Annotated in this window: 14 protein-coding genes; 1 reads left to right on the forward strand and 13 read right to left on the reverse strand. The window is 49.6% G+C overall.

Annotated elements, in window-relative coordinates; genetic code table 11:
- Positions 1-41: 41 nt before the first annotated feature.
- The 13 genes from BUB67_RS12655 to rlmD form a co-directional block, all read right to left on the reverse strand.
- A complete protein-coding gene (locus tag BUB67_RS12655) occupies positions 42-392 on the reverse strand; it encodes a hypothetical protein (protein ID WP_238457051.1) in 351 nt (116 codons plus the stop codon).
- A gap of 58 nt (positions 393-450) precedes the next feature.
- Positions 451-633, reverse strand: coding sequence for a hypothetical protein (locus tag BUB67_RS12660; protein WP_073239787.1), 183 nt, complete (start codon positions 631-633; stop codon positions 451-453).
- Between the two features lie 24 nt (positions 634-657).
- Positions 658-1050: a SpoVG family protein gene (locus BUB67_RS12665; RefSeq protein WP_073239788.1), complete on the reverse strand. Its 393-nt coding sequence runs from the start codon at positions 1048-1050 to the stop codon at positions 658-660.
- Between the two features lie 64 nt (positions 1051-1114).
- Complete coding sequence (locus BUB67_RS12670; protein ID WP_073239789.1) at positions 1115-1675, reverse strand: YodL domain-containing protein; 561 nt, start codon at positions 1673-1675, stop codon at positions 1115-1117.
- A gap of 34 nt (positions 1676-1709) precedes the next feature.
- Entirely contained in the window at positions 1710-5762 is a 4053-nt protein-coding gene (locus tag BUB67_RS12675) for an S-layer homology domain-containing protein (RefSeq protein ID WP_073239790.1), read from the reverse strand.
- A gap of 84 nt (positions 5763-5846) precedes the next feature.
- Positions 5847-6134, reverse strand: coding sequence for an AbrB family transcriptional regulator (locus BUB67_RS12680; protein WP_073239791.1), 288 nt, complete (start codon positions 6132-6134; stop codon positions 5847-5849).
- Complete coding sequence (locus BUB67_RS12685; protein ID WP_073239792.1) at positions 6127-6546, reverse strand: AbrB/MazE/SpoVT family DNA-binding domain-containing protein; 420 nt, start codon at positions 6544-6546, stop codon at positions 6127-6129. The genes BUB67_RS12680 and BUB67_RS12685 overlap by 8 nt, the downstream gene beginning before the upstream one ends.
- Positions 6547-6610: 64 nt before the next feature.
- Positions 6611-7546, reverse strand: coding sequence for a DNA adenine methylase (locus BUB67_RS12690; RefSeq protein WP_073239793.1), 936 nt, complete (start codon positions 7544-7546; stop codon positions 6611-6613).
- Between the two features lie 7 nt (positions 7547-7553).
- Positions 7554-7754, reverse strand: coding sequence for a hypothetical protein (locus BUB67_RS12695; protein WP_034420949.1), 201 nt, complete (start codon positions 7752-7754; stop codon positions 7554-7556).
- A 95-nt stretch (positions 7755-7849) separates the two neighbouring features.
- The gene (locus BUB67_RS12700; RefSeq protein ID WP_073239794.1) at positions 7850-8449 is read right to left on the reverse strand and encodes a DUF1281 family ferredoxin-like fold protein; all 600 of its coding nucleotides are present in this window, start codon (positions 8447-8449) and stop codon (positions 7850-7852) included.
- A gap of 1 nt (position 8450) precedes the next feature.
- Positions 8451-9515 carry an antirestriction protein ArdA gene (locus BUB67_RS17325; RefSeq protein ID WP_084127737.1) on the reverse strand — a complete coding sequence of 355 codons (1065 nt, stop codon included), beginning with the start codon at positions 9513-9515 and terminating at the stop codon, positions 8451-8453.
- Positions 9516-9769: 254 nt separating this feature from the next.
- On the reverse strand, positions 9770-14278 hold the full coding sequence (locus BUB67_RS12715; RefSeq protein WP_073239795.1) for an ATP-binding protein: 4509 nt from the start codon (positions 14276-14278) through the stop codon (positions 9770-9772).
- 368 nt (positions 14279-14646) lie between these two features.
- Complete coding sequence (rlmD, locus tag BUB67_RS12720) at positions 14647-16035, reverse strand: 23S rRNA (uracil(1939)-C(5))-methyltransferase RlmD (RefSeq protein WP_084127738.1); 1389 nt, start codon at positions 16033-16035, stop codon at positions 14647-14649.
- Positions 16036-16195: 160 nt separating this feature from the next.
- Here rlmD and BUB67_RS12725 point away from each other — a divergent pair, with 160 nt between their 5' ends.
- Positions 16196-16792: a hypothetical protein gene (locus BUB67_RS12725; RefSeq protein WP_073239797.1), complete on the forward strand. Its 597-nt coding sequence runs from the start codon at positions 16196-16198 to the stop codon at positions 16790-16792.
- The last annotated feature ends 331 nt before the right edge of the window (positions 16793-17123 follow it).

Consider the following 17123-nt stretch of genomic DNA (forward strand, 5'->3'; position numbering starts at 1 on the left):
TAATGATTTTCTAGCTACACACATCTTCAACACATCACTGCTTACATGCTGACCATTCCCATGCAGTCAGTCTGCTTTGGTGCTTCAAAATCGGGCGACTCACTTTTATTAAGGGATCTTTGTTTATCCTGTTGATCTATTTGCCTTTTTCGTTGCTGTTTATAGGTAAAAGCTGGCTCAATTCCTTCGAGATCCTTGCGCCTTTTTACCTTATACCTTTCAGTATCCTGTTTGTACAGGTAGTACCATTCTTCATCAAAGCTGTATACCCCCACCATGCCTGTAGCATTTCCATCCCTGTAAATTAGTTGATACTTAAAAAGAGGATTGGGATCGCAGATAACCCTAATCAGGTCAAGCTCTAATTCTTCCGTAACTACCACCTCCGGCACAGGCAGTAAAAAAACACCGGCGGTTTATTCCGGTGTTTGGATACTCCCTGGTGAAATTTTATTTGGTTTTGTATTCTTCTGTTTCATCTACATGAAGAATTCCCTTAACTGCAGACTCAACAATACCCGAAGTTACAAGGGACACAGGCGTATCCCCTTTAAATAAAAACCCATCACATATCGAATAGTTTTCCGGCAGCCCTGTATTGGCCTGAGATTTTATGATTTTTTCTATGTCCATAAAAATCACTATCTCCTTTTATACTTATCCCATCTTTACTCCGGCGGCCTGCTCCGGGGGATCAAAAGGAAGATCGTCCTGGGTGGATGCTTGACTCTGGTTCATGCTCAGCGCCTGGTGATAGGCATTAATGACCGCATCGTTTAGCTGCTGCCTGAAGGCTGCGGTTACCGGAAAACAGATGTCCTTATACTCACCGTTTCCCGCCTTATAGCTAGGCATGGCCACGAACAAACCCTTGCTGCTGTCCACCACCTTGACATTGCGGATAGCGAAGCAGTCGTTCAGATTGACCGATGCGATGGCTTTCACGCTGCCCTCCGGACGAATGGAGCCGATCTTCACGTCTACTTTCATAGGGAGAGAGTGAGCCGTACTTTCTGGAGCAGGGGTTTGAGTGTTTTCCGTTTTCTTCATATTCCTTTTTCCTCCTGGTATTAATTTTAGCGGCAAAAAAACAGCCACTTGGCTGTTATTGGAGTTATAGGCTCATGTCTTGTGTACTTGACTGTTTCAGTGCCGGTGCTTGAAAATCAATCTCCTTGAAGCCAAAGCGGTCTACATAGTAAAAGGTGCTGCCGTTGTCGTCATAAAGCTCAATAATGTCCGACATGGACAGGGAGTGCCCTTGGTAATCGGGTGGGTGGTTTAAGTTGAATTTCTCATAAATGGCATCAAGATCGTTGGTTTCCAGCTGTCCGTCATACACCACGCGGTAGTTTTCCGGATTCGGCTCGCCAAACCGCTCCAGCAGCTCATCATAGCCGATGAATTTCATCATGACATCCACTTCCGGCTTGAGCTGGTGGATGCGGCAGGCTTTCAGAATCGGCGCGTTGCCGTCCATATCAGGCTTGCTGTTTGCCAGCCGGTCGTACACGCCGTCTGTCCATTGCACGGTAAGCCCTTTCTTCACTGTAAGATAATCCTTTAATTCCTCACAATGAAATATAGGATCGACCACCGCCTTGCCGCCATCCACATACCCTGCGGTATTGCCGTAAAAGAGGATGCGGTCTTTTTTGATGCTGATGCCGTTCATTCTGATCCCTCCTTTGGTTGGTGTACCATTCAGGCTATTCGAAGTAATAGGTTACCGAATAAGTGATATTTGACTTGTTGTACATGCAGTTGTGATTGGTGTAGTAGTAAAACTCCAATTGGCTGTACACCCCTGGGGCCAGCTTTCTGCTGAAGGTGATGCCGTTTGTCGTTGTTCGATAGTCCAGTTGATCCCACGCACCGGTCAACACGTTATAGCCCCGCACACGTCCGAAGTCGCTGCCGGAGTGACCGGAGACAGGCGGCACCGTAAAGGTATATTCAGTGATGGTGGCACCTTCTATGCCTTGCTCAAGAATGACTGATTCGGGGCCGGTCAGCGTCATGCCGCCGCCATTTGTGCTATCTGCCACAAAGAATACGATGGCAGCCCACGGGGATTCCGCGCCTGCAGCATCCACGGCTTTCACACGGACAGTGTTCTTGCCTAACGGGTAGACTTGGGTTTCGGCATTTCTGCCCTCCCATATATAGGTGATGGCATCTCCGTCCGGATCGGTGGAGGATGCGGTGATTTTAACGGGCGTATTGGGCGGAACACTGTTGCCGTTTGGCGTTCTGGTGATAATCGGGGTACTTGGCGCTGAATTGGCAACGGTAAAGTTGATATCCGTCCAATCGGAATACGCACCGTAAGCATCCTTTGCTCTGACCTTTACGGTGTGGGAGCCGGCAGCATAGTAGCCGTCCGCGCTTATACCGCTGTATTCATAGGTGACTGCATCTCCATCGGGATCGCTGGCGGAAACTGTAAAGTTCACAAGGAATTTATGATCCTTAACGGTCCTTGTCACCGTTGCACTGGCGGTCGGCGCATTGGGTGCGGCATTGGTGACTGCTATGCTCTCAGAATGGGTGAACACCCTGCCTGCATCATCGGTGACGCTGGCAGTCAAGGTATAGGTTCCTGTAGTATTTATGACAATGCTGCCGCCACTGTTTGTGAGGCTCCCTGTAAAGCTTGCGGCATTGCCATCCTTGGAAAGCGACCATACAATGCTCTTGCCCTCCAAGCCAGAGACATTTCGCATGGACACCTGAAAGGCCGTACCTGCATGAACGGATGATGGGAGCGTAAAGGAACACTGTGCTATTGGCTTTACAGCAACTGTATCAGACGTAAAAGTAAAGCTGCGGTTGTTCTTATCCGTTGCGGCCGCAATGATTTTTACGGCAATGGTCTTGTCCGTACTGATGCTTATCTCGCCGCCGCTGTTTGACAATGTGCCGCTGGCATAATCGGTATAGGGCACGGCAGCGCCGCCGTTTACCGAAATGCTCCAAGTGATATTAAGACCAGCAAGATCTCTTCCGCTGACTGCGACAGGAATGGCTTCCCCACCGTAAGAAAGTGGCGGCAGGGTAATCAGCATTTCCGGTATCGGATATATGGTAATGGCGCTGCTGTCAGAAAAAGTTCTGCCAAGAGCGTCTGTCATGGTAACAGTCAGCGTATAGCTCCCTTTTTCCACAAAGGTGATGGTACCGCCCTCATCGGAAAGACTGCCGCTGGCATAGTCGGTATAGGGTGCGACATCACCGCCATTTGCTGAAATACTCCAAGCGGTATTAAGGTTGTCAAGATGGTTTCCGCCGATAGCGACGGAGACAGGTTCACCCACATAGGAAACATGCGGCAGCGTAAGCTGTATTTCCGGAATCGGGTGCACGCTGACGGCACTGCTGTATGAAAAAGTTCTGCCGAGGGCATCGGTCATGGAGGCAGTCAGCACATATTCGCCTTCCTCAGTAAAACGGATTTTTCCTCCCTGGGCGTTGAGCTCACCTTCCACATATTCCGCCAGCTTTACCGCTTTGCCGTCTTTGGTGACGACCCATTCAATGGGTAGAACGCCGATGTTTCCTGTTGTTCTAAGGTCGATGGTTCTGTCCGTGTAGGTTGCCTCCGGCAACTCGAACCGGATGTCAAGCACAGGATGCACCTCAGTCTTATTTCCATACTCAAAGAGGAACACCCGGCCTGTGGCATCGGCCACCCTCGCCACCAACTCGTAAACTCCGGCGTGTTTAAAGCGAATGGTGCCGCCGTTGTTATTCAGCTTGCCATCTACATAAGTCGACCAATCCTGAAAACCATAGGTATTGTCTACCATCCACTCAACGGTTAAACCATCCATTTCCTCTGCGGTTGTTATGACAGGGATGGCGGTATCGGTATGCGCCGTGGCAGGCAGGCTGAATGAAAAACTTGGGACGGGATAGACCGTCACCGCCGAGGTGTAGCTGTAGGTTCTGCCTGCTCCATCCGTAAAGGATGCTTTCAGTACATATTCACCTTTGGAAATGAAGCGGATGGAACCGCCATCATTGGTCAGTTCGCCTTGGATCGCATCACTGAGTGCAACCGGCTTTCCGTCCTTAGTCAGGGTCCACACTGCCGTAGCCGTGTCAATATTTTGAAAGGTGGCTTCAACGGCAATAAAGGTATCCGTATGGGTGATTTCCGGCAGATAGAAACCAGCTGATCCAACAGGGTAAACCGTGGTTGTTGCCGTGGTTTCAAAGACTCTGCCTGTTTTGTCGGTAACCCTGGCGGTCAAGGCGTACACACCTTTTTCCTTGAAACGGATTGTGCCGCCGCTGTTTGACAGTTCACCCTCCACATATTCACGGATGGAAACTGCTTCGCCATTGTGGGTCAGTCTCCAATCGGCAGTCAGCCCGTCCATTTCCGTCAGGGTAGTGACAAGATCGATGGTCGTGTCGGTGTGCGCTGTTTCGGGAAGCTCAAACGCCACGCCCGCCACTGGGTAAACGGCGACAGCCTCGCTGTGAGCGAAGATTCTGCCTGTGGCATCGGTGATAGTGGCGGCGATGTCATAGCTGCCCTTTTCCTTGAAGGCAATCGTACCGCCATCATTGGAGAGCCTGCCGTCAATAACTGTATCCCATGCAACAGCCTCGCCGTCTTTAACTACCGACCATACAATGTCAAGGCTTCCAAGCCCGGAAGCGGTTGCTTTAATGGTGACTGTCCTGTCCGTATGGGTGTACTCCGGCAGCTCAAAGCCTGCGTTTATCACCGGATAGACCGTGATGCTTTTTGAGCAGGAGGTTTCTCTGCCGCCGTAGTTTACAGCGGTGGCGGTCAAGGTGTAGCTGCCGCTTTCTTTAAATACAATTGTGCCGCCCTCTTTGCCCAGGGAGCCGTCTACCGCTTTTCCAAGGTCAATGGGTTGCAGCTCACCAGTTGCGGTTTCTTTGGCAAGCGACCATGTAAGTGTCTTGGCGTATTTCAGCTCAGGCGTTATGGTAATACTCGTATCGGTATGCGCCGCAGCGGGAAGCTCAAAAGCCACCTGTGCCTTGGGGTGGCTGGCAGAGCCGCCGCCTGAACCACCACCCGAACTGCCGCTCGAATTGCCGCCTTCGTTGTTGCCCGTGTTATCGGCGGGTGGTTTCTCCTGATCCGGTTTGTCCTTTGCTTCGTTCAGATTATCAATCAGTTCAAAGGCTTCGCCTCTGGTGGTTCCACCGTCCGGACGAATGTTTCCGTCAGGATAGCCGCTGATTAGATCGTCCTCCTTGGCAATACTGACATATCCCTTATCGGAATTGTTGATTGCCTCATCGTCCTTAAAACCGGTATTTCCACTGAACTGCTTTGCAGCCTCGCCTTTGCCGATTGCACGCACTAACATCCTGATGATTTCAATGCGGGTAATCGGTTCATCGGGCTTCAGGCTGCCGTCATAATCTGCCGGATCAAGGAGACATATGTCTACGAGGGCCTCGATGTTTTTCTCCGACCAGTGACCGTCAATATCGTCAAAGGTGGGCGGCTCTTTCTCTGCCTCTGTTGTATCAAGCTCCAGATTCCTGGCCAGCAGGGCGGCGAACTCGCCTCTTGTAATGGTGTCGTCCGGCCTGATCGTTCCGTCAGGGTAGCCCTTAATCACACCCTTTTCCACGAGTCTGATGATGGTCTGTTCCGCCCAATGTCCTGCGATGTCGGGAAAAATCAGCGTTCCAGCAAAGACGCTGCCGCAAAGCAGAAAGGACAGAACAAGGACCATGAGCCAAATTTTTTTGCTTTTCTGTTTCAAAGGTTCTCAATCCTTTCTTTTGGATATTCAAAGAGCCAGGGTCATCGCTTTAGACCATGGCTCCGTTCCATACTTGAATAATCTTTACTCCCTGGTAATTTCTTCGATGAGGGCAATAAGCTGCGCCGCCAGGGAGAGGAGGGTTTGCTTTTCCATCGTCTTTACGGCAGAAAACACATAAGCCTCCACCGCTTGCGGGGACTGATCCCCCACTTCAATGATGTCAACCTTTTTGGCAGCAACGACTCCCTTTTGCACGGTAAGCTTTATAATGTCGCCGTGATTCATCCCGGTGGCGGCGCGAAGCTGCTTAGGGATCAGGATGCGGCCTTTTTCGTCCATTACCTTGTAGACAGGCTTGCTGTTACTCATCATAAACACCTCCGTTTCTCATAACTGCCCGAACGGTTTCGGGATTGATGCCCAGGTCATCAAACAGCTGGCGCAGTTCATCAGGAAGGCTGTCCAGCAGATCTGCCTCCATGATGACAACAGCACCCTTTGCACAGACAATTTCCAGGTCGCTGTCCACGGGAATCCCAGCCGCCTCCAGCAGGTCATGGGGCAGGGTGAGTTCGCTTTCCTCATCTTCTGCGAGGGCGGTAATGCCATCAGGGGTGATGACAAATTCCTTGAAGGTATTGCGGATAGAATCGGGAGCGTTGCTAATGTATGCAAGCTTCACCGTGTCTCCGGGCGCAAGCCCCATGTTGCGCAGGAGAGACGCAGGAATGGTAAGCTGCCCGTGTCTGTCCACGGCACTTTGGATTTCAATCATTTTCATATTCGGGTTCCTCCTTATTGTCCATGAATGGAGCATTTAAATTTCGCATGGTCTTTCTAAGTCGCTATTCCGTGTTGTAAAAGCCGTTTGCCAGATCAAACAGCCCTATTTGCATTGGGGCATCCCGCAGCCGCTCCGCGGTGTCGTAGTTGGAAATGAGCACCTCCGGGTATTCGCAGCCTCCCTCATATCGCTGTGCGAGGTTATTAATGCGGGTGACGGCTTCGATGTAGTAGCCCTTATATAGCTCTCGGATATATTCGCAGTCGTTATATGACACCAGCCATTTGCCCTTACATTGTTTCAGCGTATCCCGCAGTCGCACATGATCCTCCTTTTTAAATTCCACCTCGTAATGCCCCTCGGTCTGGTAGTACGGCGGGTCGCAATAAAAAAAGGCGTTGTCCCTGTCGTATTGAAGGATCAACGCCTCAAAGTCTTTATTCTCGATGACCGTATCCTTAAGCCTGCGGCTTCCCGACCATATAAGGTGAAAGGTTTTCCGGATATCAAAGGGCTGGCAGCTATATGAGGTGCAGCCGCTGCCGTAGCTGTAGCGGATCAGCTTAAAGAAGGCGGCGGCGCGCTTTACGTCCGACATAGTCGCGTTTTCAATGAGAATCGCTTTGATTTCCTCAAACTGTGGCGGGGATAGGCAGTTCTCCGCCAGTTCCAGTTCCTCCCGCAGGTATTCGCTGGTGAATTCCTCCTTTTCAAGATATTTTTTGAGAACATTGAATTCGTCCCTGCCGTTTAGGGGCAGGAAATTCAACTCCTTGAGCAGGGCAAGAGGACGCTCCTTGACGCAGCGGAACAAGTTGGCAAGGTCGGAGTTGAAGTCGTTGTAAACCTCCATGCCGGTGTCGGGTGGCTTTCCGAACAACACCCAACCGCCTCCGCCGAAGACTTCGATGTACCGCCCGTACTCCTTAGGCATCCGCTGATAAATAAGTTCGCGCAGGGCCTTTTTGCCGCCGACCCAGCTGATAATGCTGTTCAATCAGTCATCACCTCCTTGGCCTGCTGATCCTGTCCATATCGGTCCGCATACAGCTCCCGTCTGTACTCCAGCAGATAAAGCCGACACCAGGATAGGGACAGCCTTTGCAGCGCTCGGTGTCTTTTGGCAAGGGTACGTTGTGAATTTTTCTCGGTGGCGCAGGATCGCTGCCGGTTTTTTTCTCCTGTGTTTTTGTGTCTGTGTTCATAGTTCAGCTCCTTTCCGGCAACAAAAAAGACGCTGCCTTTTCAGATAGCGCCTCATGCTTATATGCCTTTCATAAAAAAATAGCGGCATGCATTGCTACACACCACCCATCTGAGGAGTTTCATCCGGCTCATCTTCCATATATTCGTATTCACCGGTGCTTTCATTGTAGAGATATCCTGCTTCGGCAAGGTCTATATCAAGAATACTTGCCGCCAGCTCAAGCGCCTCGGCAGAGCCACCCTCTGGTGTAAAGTAAATCAGGGTTTTGCCGCCTTTAAACTCTGCCTTGCCGGTGTTATAGCCAAAGTCCTCGTCCGCCCATTTGTAGTCAAAACGGATATCGGGAAACATAGAGGACAGCTTTTTCATTAGATCGCTAACGCTGCTCCATGCGGTTAAAAATTTTACCGCGCTGCCATCAAAATACTCTGCGGTATGTTCGTCAAAGCCATAGCAGTTCCACTTGGTTCCCCAATTTTTCAAGCTCCAGTCGTACCAGCAGTTTTCAGCGCCGTACTTTTCTATTTCCTCCCTGCCAAGATTGCCCCTGTAGATGTGTTCCGGCATCGGTGTAATTTTATTGAAGTCAATGCTGCCGATTCCAATCTCATCATTTTTGATGGTTTCAAACATTGCTCTGACTTTTTTCTTATCACCATGTGCGGTGAGTATGTTTGTAATATGATTTGGCATGTTACATTCCTCCCATCGTCTGTCCGTTAAAGTTTTGTTCAGCTCCTTGCTTCAGCTCCTGTTCCGGCTTGATAAAGAAATCCTTGCTATCCCAAAAGCTGACGTAGAGCTCGCCGCCATGAATCTTGATACCTCGCTGTTCAAATCCTTCACCCCAGCCGTCGGAATACTGTCCGGTGAAATAATCTGTGAGTATGGACATTTCAGATTCGGTCAGCTCACCATAAACCTCAACCACCATAACACCCCACAGCTCGCCGTTGTATTCCTCAACGGTTGGATGGGCGCTGTAAACCTTTTCGGCCAGCGCCTTGTCCCTATCGAAGTAAACCATTAAGCCTCGCTGTCCCTCATCGGGAAGTTTTTCTTTTTCTATGGCCTCCAGGATTTCATCCATGTAATACAGTGCTTCTGCCGGTGAGAGTTCTTCGAGCATATCGTCCGCACCGCACTCTCCATACTCATAAGACGGATAAATTTTTACAAATAAGGGACTAAAAAATTTAAGGGTCTGCTTTTCATTGGCAATGGTCTGTTCAAGACTATCGCTGGTTTTCACCACATAGCCGAGACTGGTATAAGCACCGGCATTGTTTGCTTCATACTCAACAGCCACCCGTTCATAATCCAGATAGGGCCATGCACTTTTAGGTATTTCAACCTTGCCGCTCTCCACGAGATAGACGCCCAGCTCCTTTGCAGTGGTGATGTCGGGAAACAATTCATAGTTTCCCAAGCTGTCCGCAAGTCTCAGGACATCCTCCAGCCCCTTCACCACCTCCATTTCCAGTGCAGCAGAGAAGATTGCTGCATCCCTGTCGGACATTTTCTCAAGTTTTGACCCCAGGATGTCAAGCTGTTCGAGGGAGTCATGCTCATGGATGTACCGCTTGAGGTCTGGGATAGAAGATTGGACATCAGTGATGCAGATGGCAACTGTTGTGCCAAATTCACCATGGGGAGTGAGCTTTTCAAAGACAGCGAGCTTTTCTCCGGTGTTAAACGGCAGGGACAGCCACTCGCCATGTGCCTTATCCCTGACGTTTGAAACCAATACTTTTAACATTGTTTTTCCTCCAATCTTTTAAATGTAGGCATTAAAATTGGCAATAAAAAAGCGGCAGCATCTTATTTCTAAAATGCCACCGCTAATTTGCTAATGGAGGATTCCTTATTTGGTTTTCGTCGTATATATAAAATGAAGCTGCGCTATCAGGCAACCTCTGAATACCCTTGAGAAGCCAACCTAGTTTCTGGTTAGCTGCCAGTTGTCAAACGATTATTGAAAATACAAAAATTTCTTGACACTGCCCAAATAGATTAAGACCGTATTTTACGGTGCTGTCTGGGCCTTAACGGCGAGGTCAATGTTTTCACCGGTTTTCGATCTAATATATCTATGGCAGCTCGGGTCTCACGCACATTTAATGAAATGAGTTCCTCAAACATTCGCAGTCCTACCTCACGATATCCAAGATGGCGGTGCAGCGTGAGGGCAATATTTGTTAGAGGTTCTGCCAGCAAAGCCAAGGATGTGCTTACATTTCCAATGTCCGAACCGCCAGCCCGGATCACTTCCTGACACACCTCCGAAACAAGCTCTGGTTCAATTCCTGTATAATCTAGAAGCAACTCAACAAGGTCGGTTGCGGCCTCAAGCAATACTGGACGATGACCACTCACTGCTTGGATGACCTTTTTTATATCTGAGTTCAATTGGAAATGGTCACGGTTACAACGGAAAACGTCAGCCACTGCGTGTTGTATGGACTTGTCATGGTGAGAAGCCAAACGGCAGAGGATCTCCCTTGCCATAGTCCGGCTCTTTAACTCATGCCAAAGATGGCTGGCTCCGCAAGCCAGGCCGAGGAGAACGTTTTCGTCATCCCCCTCCGATAGGATGCTCATAATGAGGTTCGATGACCAGGATTCCCGGTAATGACAGTGGTAAAGGAACAGCATTTCACCATAAGCTTGACGGTTAAGGTCGGAAGAACCCTTTATCTTATCTAACCACTCGTGCAATATTTCATTTGGGCGGCACCAGGGCATCACGCGGGCGATGGAATAGAAAGCGACCTGTTTTTCAAGGACCTGGGGGCAAGTCCTAATAACTGCGTCGTACATACGTGTAGCTTCTTCTGGATCACCATTGAACAGTACAGGCATATGCATCATAGTCAATGCCCATACGTTAGGATGCTTTTCATAACGTAGCCTGCTCTTGACGATACGTGCCCAATTGTTGTAATCAGGTGGTTGGCGTTCGAGATATCCTGCTGTAATGGCACGTAACATGGTGCCACGGCCGTGGGGTAAGAAGAATAAACCACCCGTCCCGAATAGAATTGATCCTTTGATTTCTTTTGCTTTCTCCTCTTTGGGTTCATTCATTTCGTGCCAATCAGGTTCCGGGTGTTCTACCAGCCACTTTTCAAGTAGTGATAAAACTTCCTCAGGAAGACCATTTTCACGTCCAGCCAGTTTTTCAAAAGCTGACGCCGCTCCCTCACGAAAATGTCCTGAAGAAAATCCCCTTTTGTCCAGGTTTTCAACCAGAGTAGTTAGCTCATTAAGCGGTAAGCCTGATTCAGCCAGACCCTCTAAGCCAGCACCGGCATAGGTTTCATGCCGGCCGGGCTCAAGACTGGCGATCAAGCGGACGGCGCGATGCGGATCAATCTTTGCCAGTTCCCTAAACTCCCTCGACTGCTGTACCGAGCCACCGCTGCGGGAAAAATCCTCCCATCGACGCTTAGGGTTATCCCACTGAGTTCCGTCTGGCAACTGATTGAATAAATTCATTAATTCGCCATCGGAGGCTTTAGCCATCTCATCAGCCTTTAACCGGGGACCGATCCACCCACCTGAAACACCGCCATCACAATCAGCCAATCTTGGGAAAGCACGTTCTTCTTCCGCTTTTACTTGCCTGGTTCTTAGACTTAGATACTCTTCGGGAAAAGCCCGCAAAAGTCGTAACCGGTGCTGGCGGTTCCATATTATCCGGCGACGGCGATCTTCCGCGTCCCATTCCGGAACGACTGTTTTATATCGGTTGAACGAAAGTACAGCTTCTTCAAGCCGCAGTCTGTCTCCCTGACTAAGGTGAGGGAAAGCAGCCGCGATCAGCTGTTTCGTATCTCTGTGGCAATCACTATAGTCACCTAAACACAGCCGCCTCGGATCGCCGAGTAAATACTCCAAAACCTTTTGGGGTTCAATTGCCCCGATTTGTACCAAGCCACGGGCAAGGAAACGGTGTACGATTAACAAATCCGAGCTGACGTTATCGTTAAAGAACTGCAGAAAAGCTTGTACGTCGGTTTCCGCTAACTTCTTTATAGCAACTAAAAGTCCGGTAACAACGGTTTTTTCATGTTCTCTTTCAAACCGGCCGTTTGTGGCAGAATCAGAGCGGTATTGCAAAACAAATTCATGCTCTGCCAATGCCACCCGATTAATCACATTTAAAAACCAGGGCCATATCCACTGCAAGAAGGACTTTGGCACCTCTTCGGCCAAACTCTCAAGGTTTATATAGTCCATCCGGCTTTCGAGCAACTTCTCCAAGGCATCATTTCGGTGCAGGGCTCGTATCAAATAATGCTCGTTCTCTTGTAACGGTGTTTTCATTTCCGCCCTTTGTGATTCAAATTCTTCGATTGCCTTAGCAAGCTTCCCATCCAGGCGGGCACGCAAGACACGGGGCGCTAGTTCTGGGTTTATTTCTGCAATTCTCTCAACAAGCATCCCGGCTGTCCACAATTCTGAGCGATTAACCAGTTTTTCCGCTACCAGGATAGTGTGTAAATCCCAATCCTTAAAATCCAGAAGTACATTTAACGCCAAAGGGTCATATGTAGCATCATTGAACCAGTATTCTTTTATCAGGTAAAAAACATCCATCCCTGCAAAACCTGCCGCCGCGGCGAGGAACGGTACGCAGTGGGAAGCGTGCTCAATTGGTTTGCTCATCCAGCTTTCCAGACCTTCATACCCACGCAACCTGTTAAACCAGCCGGGGCTGCCTGCCACTGCGCCAAGTACCTTGGGTCCTTCCGTATCAGATTTAAGCAAGGGAAGCATGAAATATGCTTCTACATCATCCGGACTTTTCTGGCTTCCGAGAAACTCGACCAGCAGCGAAAAGAGGTGCGGTCGCAAACCGGTTTCAAAGAAGATTTGCACTTGTTTATGATATTCGGAAAGGGCAGTAGCCCGTAGATAATGTAGGCAGCTCAGGAATGTTGGGCGGACGAAAAGACCGTCCTGCCTTTGAAAAACATAATCCGCAAGTGAAATTGAGCCGCTGGCAAAAGCGCGTGTTAACGTGTAATCATAATAGGTCTGATGGCGAAATCCGATAGTCAAGCCGCTCTGGCCTCGTACCAGGATGTCGTTTTGTTCCAAGAAACGGCGCGCTTCCAGATGGCCATCGGCGCAGGTCAGCGGCAGCCACAAACTTTCTTCCTCTGCCATACGCATTGCGAGATCGTTAAGCAACGAAAGGCTATCCTGCGGTACATGCGGTGCCAACACACGTTGTTCCCACAATTCCTCCAGCAATGCGTGTAAGGAATGAAAAACTACGCCCGGCTTTGCCACGTCGAGAAATATTTTAAGGTGTAAAGGAGTGCGTAATAACTCCTTTAGCTCGTCACTCATGCCGTTAGTTTCGTGCCCCGCCTGTTCTAGGATAGAGGCAATTTGTCCCCAGGCCGGGAGTTCCAAGGTTACTTTTTCAGCGTTGACGCTGTTTAGCCTGACATCGTGGCGACATTCGAATTCGCGTGAAGACGCTATGATGTGTACACTTTTTTGACCAGAAAGATTGTGGATGAGGTTTAACAATACGTTTAAACGGCCCGACTTGCGGTCCAGTAACTCGGAGACTGCGTCGAGCTGGTCTATGATCACGACGACTTTTTCCCTCTCAGCCAGGGCCAAGACACCATCTCTAACATCTAAGCTTAGGTCTAACACTTTTCGTAAATCTTCAACCGTATTGACGTCCGTGCTCAGCGTGTCGGCTTTGATTGCAAGCACGGGCATGCCTTTTTCCTTTAAATGGTGGGCAAGGGTTGAAAGCAAGGACGATTTACCTGAACCAGGACTGCCCAGGACCAAAGTGGTGGAGTGTTCTGATTCCTCGATGCGTTGAAGCAATTCCGTGAATTCTAGGCGCTCTATCTGTCGTCCGTCCATAAGGGTTCTTTGATAATTCAACAGTACGTTTGAAGCTAGCAAAAGTTCCTGCCGTAATCGATCAATTGTAATTTCACGATGTCCCCCACCAAGGTTCAGCAGGATATCTGTTAAGTGTGCCTGGAATTTTTTCTCAAAATCCCTCGTTCCATCAAAAAAACAAGCTAGAGCCTGGTACTCATTAAAAATTGCTTCTCGAAAACGTCTTAAAGCCTCAAGTTGGTAATCATCTTGCTCATGAGGCGGGGCACTTTTTTTGTTAAAAAAGATACTAACCCTCGGGTGGCCTCCACCCTTTTCGTTCAGTTGGCGCGCCAAGTTCCACTCTTCCTCTGTACCGGTCATACCCAAGCCAGCGTCGCTGCCAAAGCGGTGCCAAAAAATAAAAACAAACCAGTCAGGATTAAATTTTTCCACGGCCACGTTAATGATGGATTGGGGGCGCCCAATATTAGAACATACGTCTTCCCAACCAAATACGTCCAAAGAAATATGATTTGCTCTGCAGATAGTTAATATAGTATGATCTTCGTTACAAACACGCCGCACTGCTTCTCTTTCCAATATGCAATCGCCAGGTGAAGCAATAAAAATCCGCAACTGCTTGACAGTATCAACCATTAAAAAACCCCCAAATTATTTCAAAATAACTATTTAGATCTTAAGCACACAAAATGCGGTTAGGTTCATAAATGCCATGCTATGGATGTTTAAGCTCTCTACAACTTCCCATTATAGACATAATTATATCATAAATTCTGGTAAAACTTGTTGAAAGACTTTTATTTGACTAATTTTTCAGAATATCATTTGTGCTTTCCCTGGCGAGCTATACCCCCATATTTATCAAAGAAAATTCAGTCAGGCAATTAATGCTTTTCTGGTTGTTTATCTTATAAAAGTAAAAACCCGATTATTTTTAAAAATAACCGAGTTTTTATCATCGTTTTTACCGCTCAAAAAGTGCTCTTCAAAATTGCCGGAAAGCCTTATTTCATGCGGCTTTCAGCACGTTTTATCTGAATTATGCACTCAACGTGACTCGTCCAGGGAAACATATCCACCGGTTGGGCCAGTAAGGTTTGATATCCTGAGGCGTCCAAGATACCCAGGTCCCTGGCCAGGGTTCCCGGGTCGCAGGAAACATACACAACCCTAGGTGCCTGCGCTTTGGAGATGGCCTGCAGTACTTCTTTTGCGCAACCTTTTCTGGGCGGGTCCAGAACCACCAGGTCTGGTTTCAGGCCTTGTGCAACCATGTTTGGTAATAAACTTTCTACGGGGCCCGGGATAAATTCGGTATTGGACAGGCCGTTTAGCAGAGCGTTTTCTTTAGCATCTTCCACCGCCTCCGGCACGATTTCCATACCGATCACCCGTCCGGCATGGCGTGCCAGGAAGTTCGCAATGGTTCCGATGCCGCAGTAGGCATCTACCACCGTTTCGTTCCCCTTCAGGTCAGCCAGTTGTAAAACCCTGTTATATCGCACTTCTGTCTGCAGGGGATTGACTTGATAAAAGGAGGCGGCGGAAATTTTAAATTTTAAATCCTTTAAGTAATCAAAAATATACTCCCTGCCCGTTAATAAACGGTTTTCTGCACCCAGGACAACGCGGCCGGGACTGGTATTAATGTTACGGATAACAGATACAACTTCCGGATGCCTGGTGACAATTGCCCTGGCAAACTCCCTAGCGGCGGGCCATCTTTGGGAGGACGTTACGAGGACCACCATGATTTCCCCGGTTCTGAAACCCCGGCGTATCATCACATGGCGCAGCAACCCGCTTTTCTTCTGCCAATCATAAGGCGGAACAGCTTGTTCATTTATAAGTTCCTCCAGGGTGGCTGCCACCTGGTTGATTTGTTTGTCCACCAACAGGCAGGTCTGATGACCCGGACCGGTGGCCAATTGGTAGGTTCCCTCGGCATAAAAGCCCAGTTTTACCCTGTGACCCTCTTGCTTTACCTGCAGGTGAATTTTATTGCGGTAGTGCCAGGGGTCTGTCATTCCCAGGGTGGGTTGAACCTCTACCTGCTCCAGTCCCCCCAGTCTGGTCAAAGCCGCCTGCACCACCGCTCTTTTGTGGTCCAGTTGGGCCTGGTACTCAAGATGCTGTAGTTGACAACCGCCGCACCGGTGGGAGACCGGGCAGGGGGGAACCACCCGGTTTGCTGCCTGCTCCAGAATATCCACTGCTTCGCCCCTGGCGAAGGATTTTTTTACCCGGGTGATTCTAACCCGGGCCCTTTCCCCCGGGAGAACCCCGGGTACAAAGACCGCCAGGTTTTCATATCTTCCCACCCCTTCGCCTGCGTGTCCCAGGCCTTGTATGGTCAAATCAAGGAGATCACCCGTTTTTATAACCTTTTCCAAAGAGAAACACCTCGTCATTGAAGTTGCACAGGGGTATCGGCCCTGCTATAGCATCTACTTGATCACTCTTTTTGATTCGGCTGTATTTATCATTGTCACCGAATGAACTCAAACCACATAATGTGGTTATAGGAAACTTTTCCCTAACGGAGTGGCTGTTATGGCACAGTATAAAGTAGTTGGCAAGGGCCGTCAACTTCAAACACTCGATCCCTGTAACTGTTATCAAAATGATCATGTGGATTTGGTGGTGGAAGGGGCCGGTATTAGCCTGCGCCGCCTGTCCAGTCTCAGTGTGCCGGCAGAGGTGTCGGCCTATATTCCAAGGGTGGAGATTCGCCGGCGGCACTATGAAAACGGGCAGCTGGTCTGTGAGGATGAACGGATTTATAACAGCATCACCGTTGTGCATGCCCCCAGGCACCCGTTGGAAAACCCGCCCAAGCCACCGGCCCTTGATCTTTCTCCCTTGCCCCAGGAAGGCGGCAACCCCCTCGACCCGGCGGCCGGCGGCCAGCATTCTGTACCGCAGCCTCCGCTACCGGGCCAGCCGCCTCCTCCCCCGACGGCGTCAACAGCGCCGGGGCTGGAACACCCGGGGGCCGTACCGCCGCCGGTGATTCCCTCCCAGCCGGAACCACACCCCCCGCCGGTATCCCCCGGGGAAAACAAAATCCCCTTTCCGCGCCGACTGCACAGACAAACCGAACGGGGCAACCCCCCGGTCATCACCATTAACAAACGCCCCATTGGATAAGAGATCCCGCCTCCTTGGGATTTCTTTTTTTGAAATTAAGCTTATAGACCCCCATGCCGCTGACGCGGCACCAGCAGAAGGATGAAAATGGTGCTGTGAAGAATCTTTATTCTACGGCTGGCGAAGGGAGGTCGTTGTACCTTGGTGCTGCGAGCCCGTCTTATAGACAGACCCCAACGACCAGGTGCACCACAGATTGTTGCCCCCTTTTGGGGAAGCACGCAGGATAGAATAACCACATATGGTTGTTGCACCAGCCCTTCAATTTAACTGCCGTAGAGGAAGAAAGAACACATGGAAGTTGTGTACACCCATTGCTGCGGGCTTGACG

The organism is Desulforamulus putei DSM 12395 (assembly GCF_900129195.1).
Classification (GTDB): Bacteria; Bacillota; Desulfotomaculia; order Desulfotomaculales; family Desulfotomaculaceae; genus Desulfotomaculum; species Desulfotomaculum putei.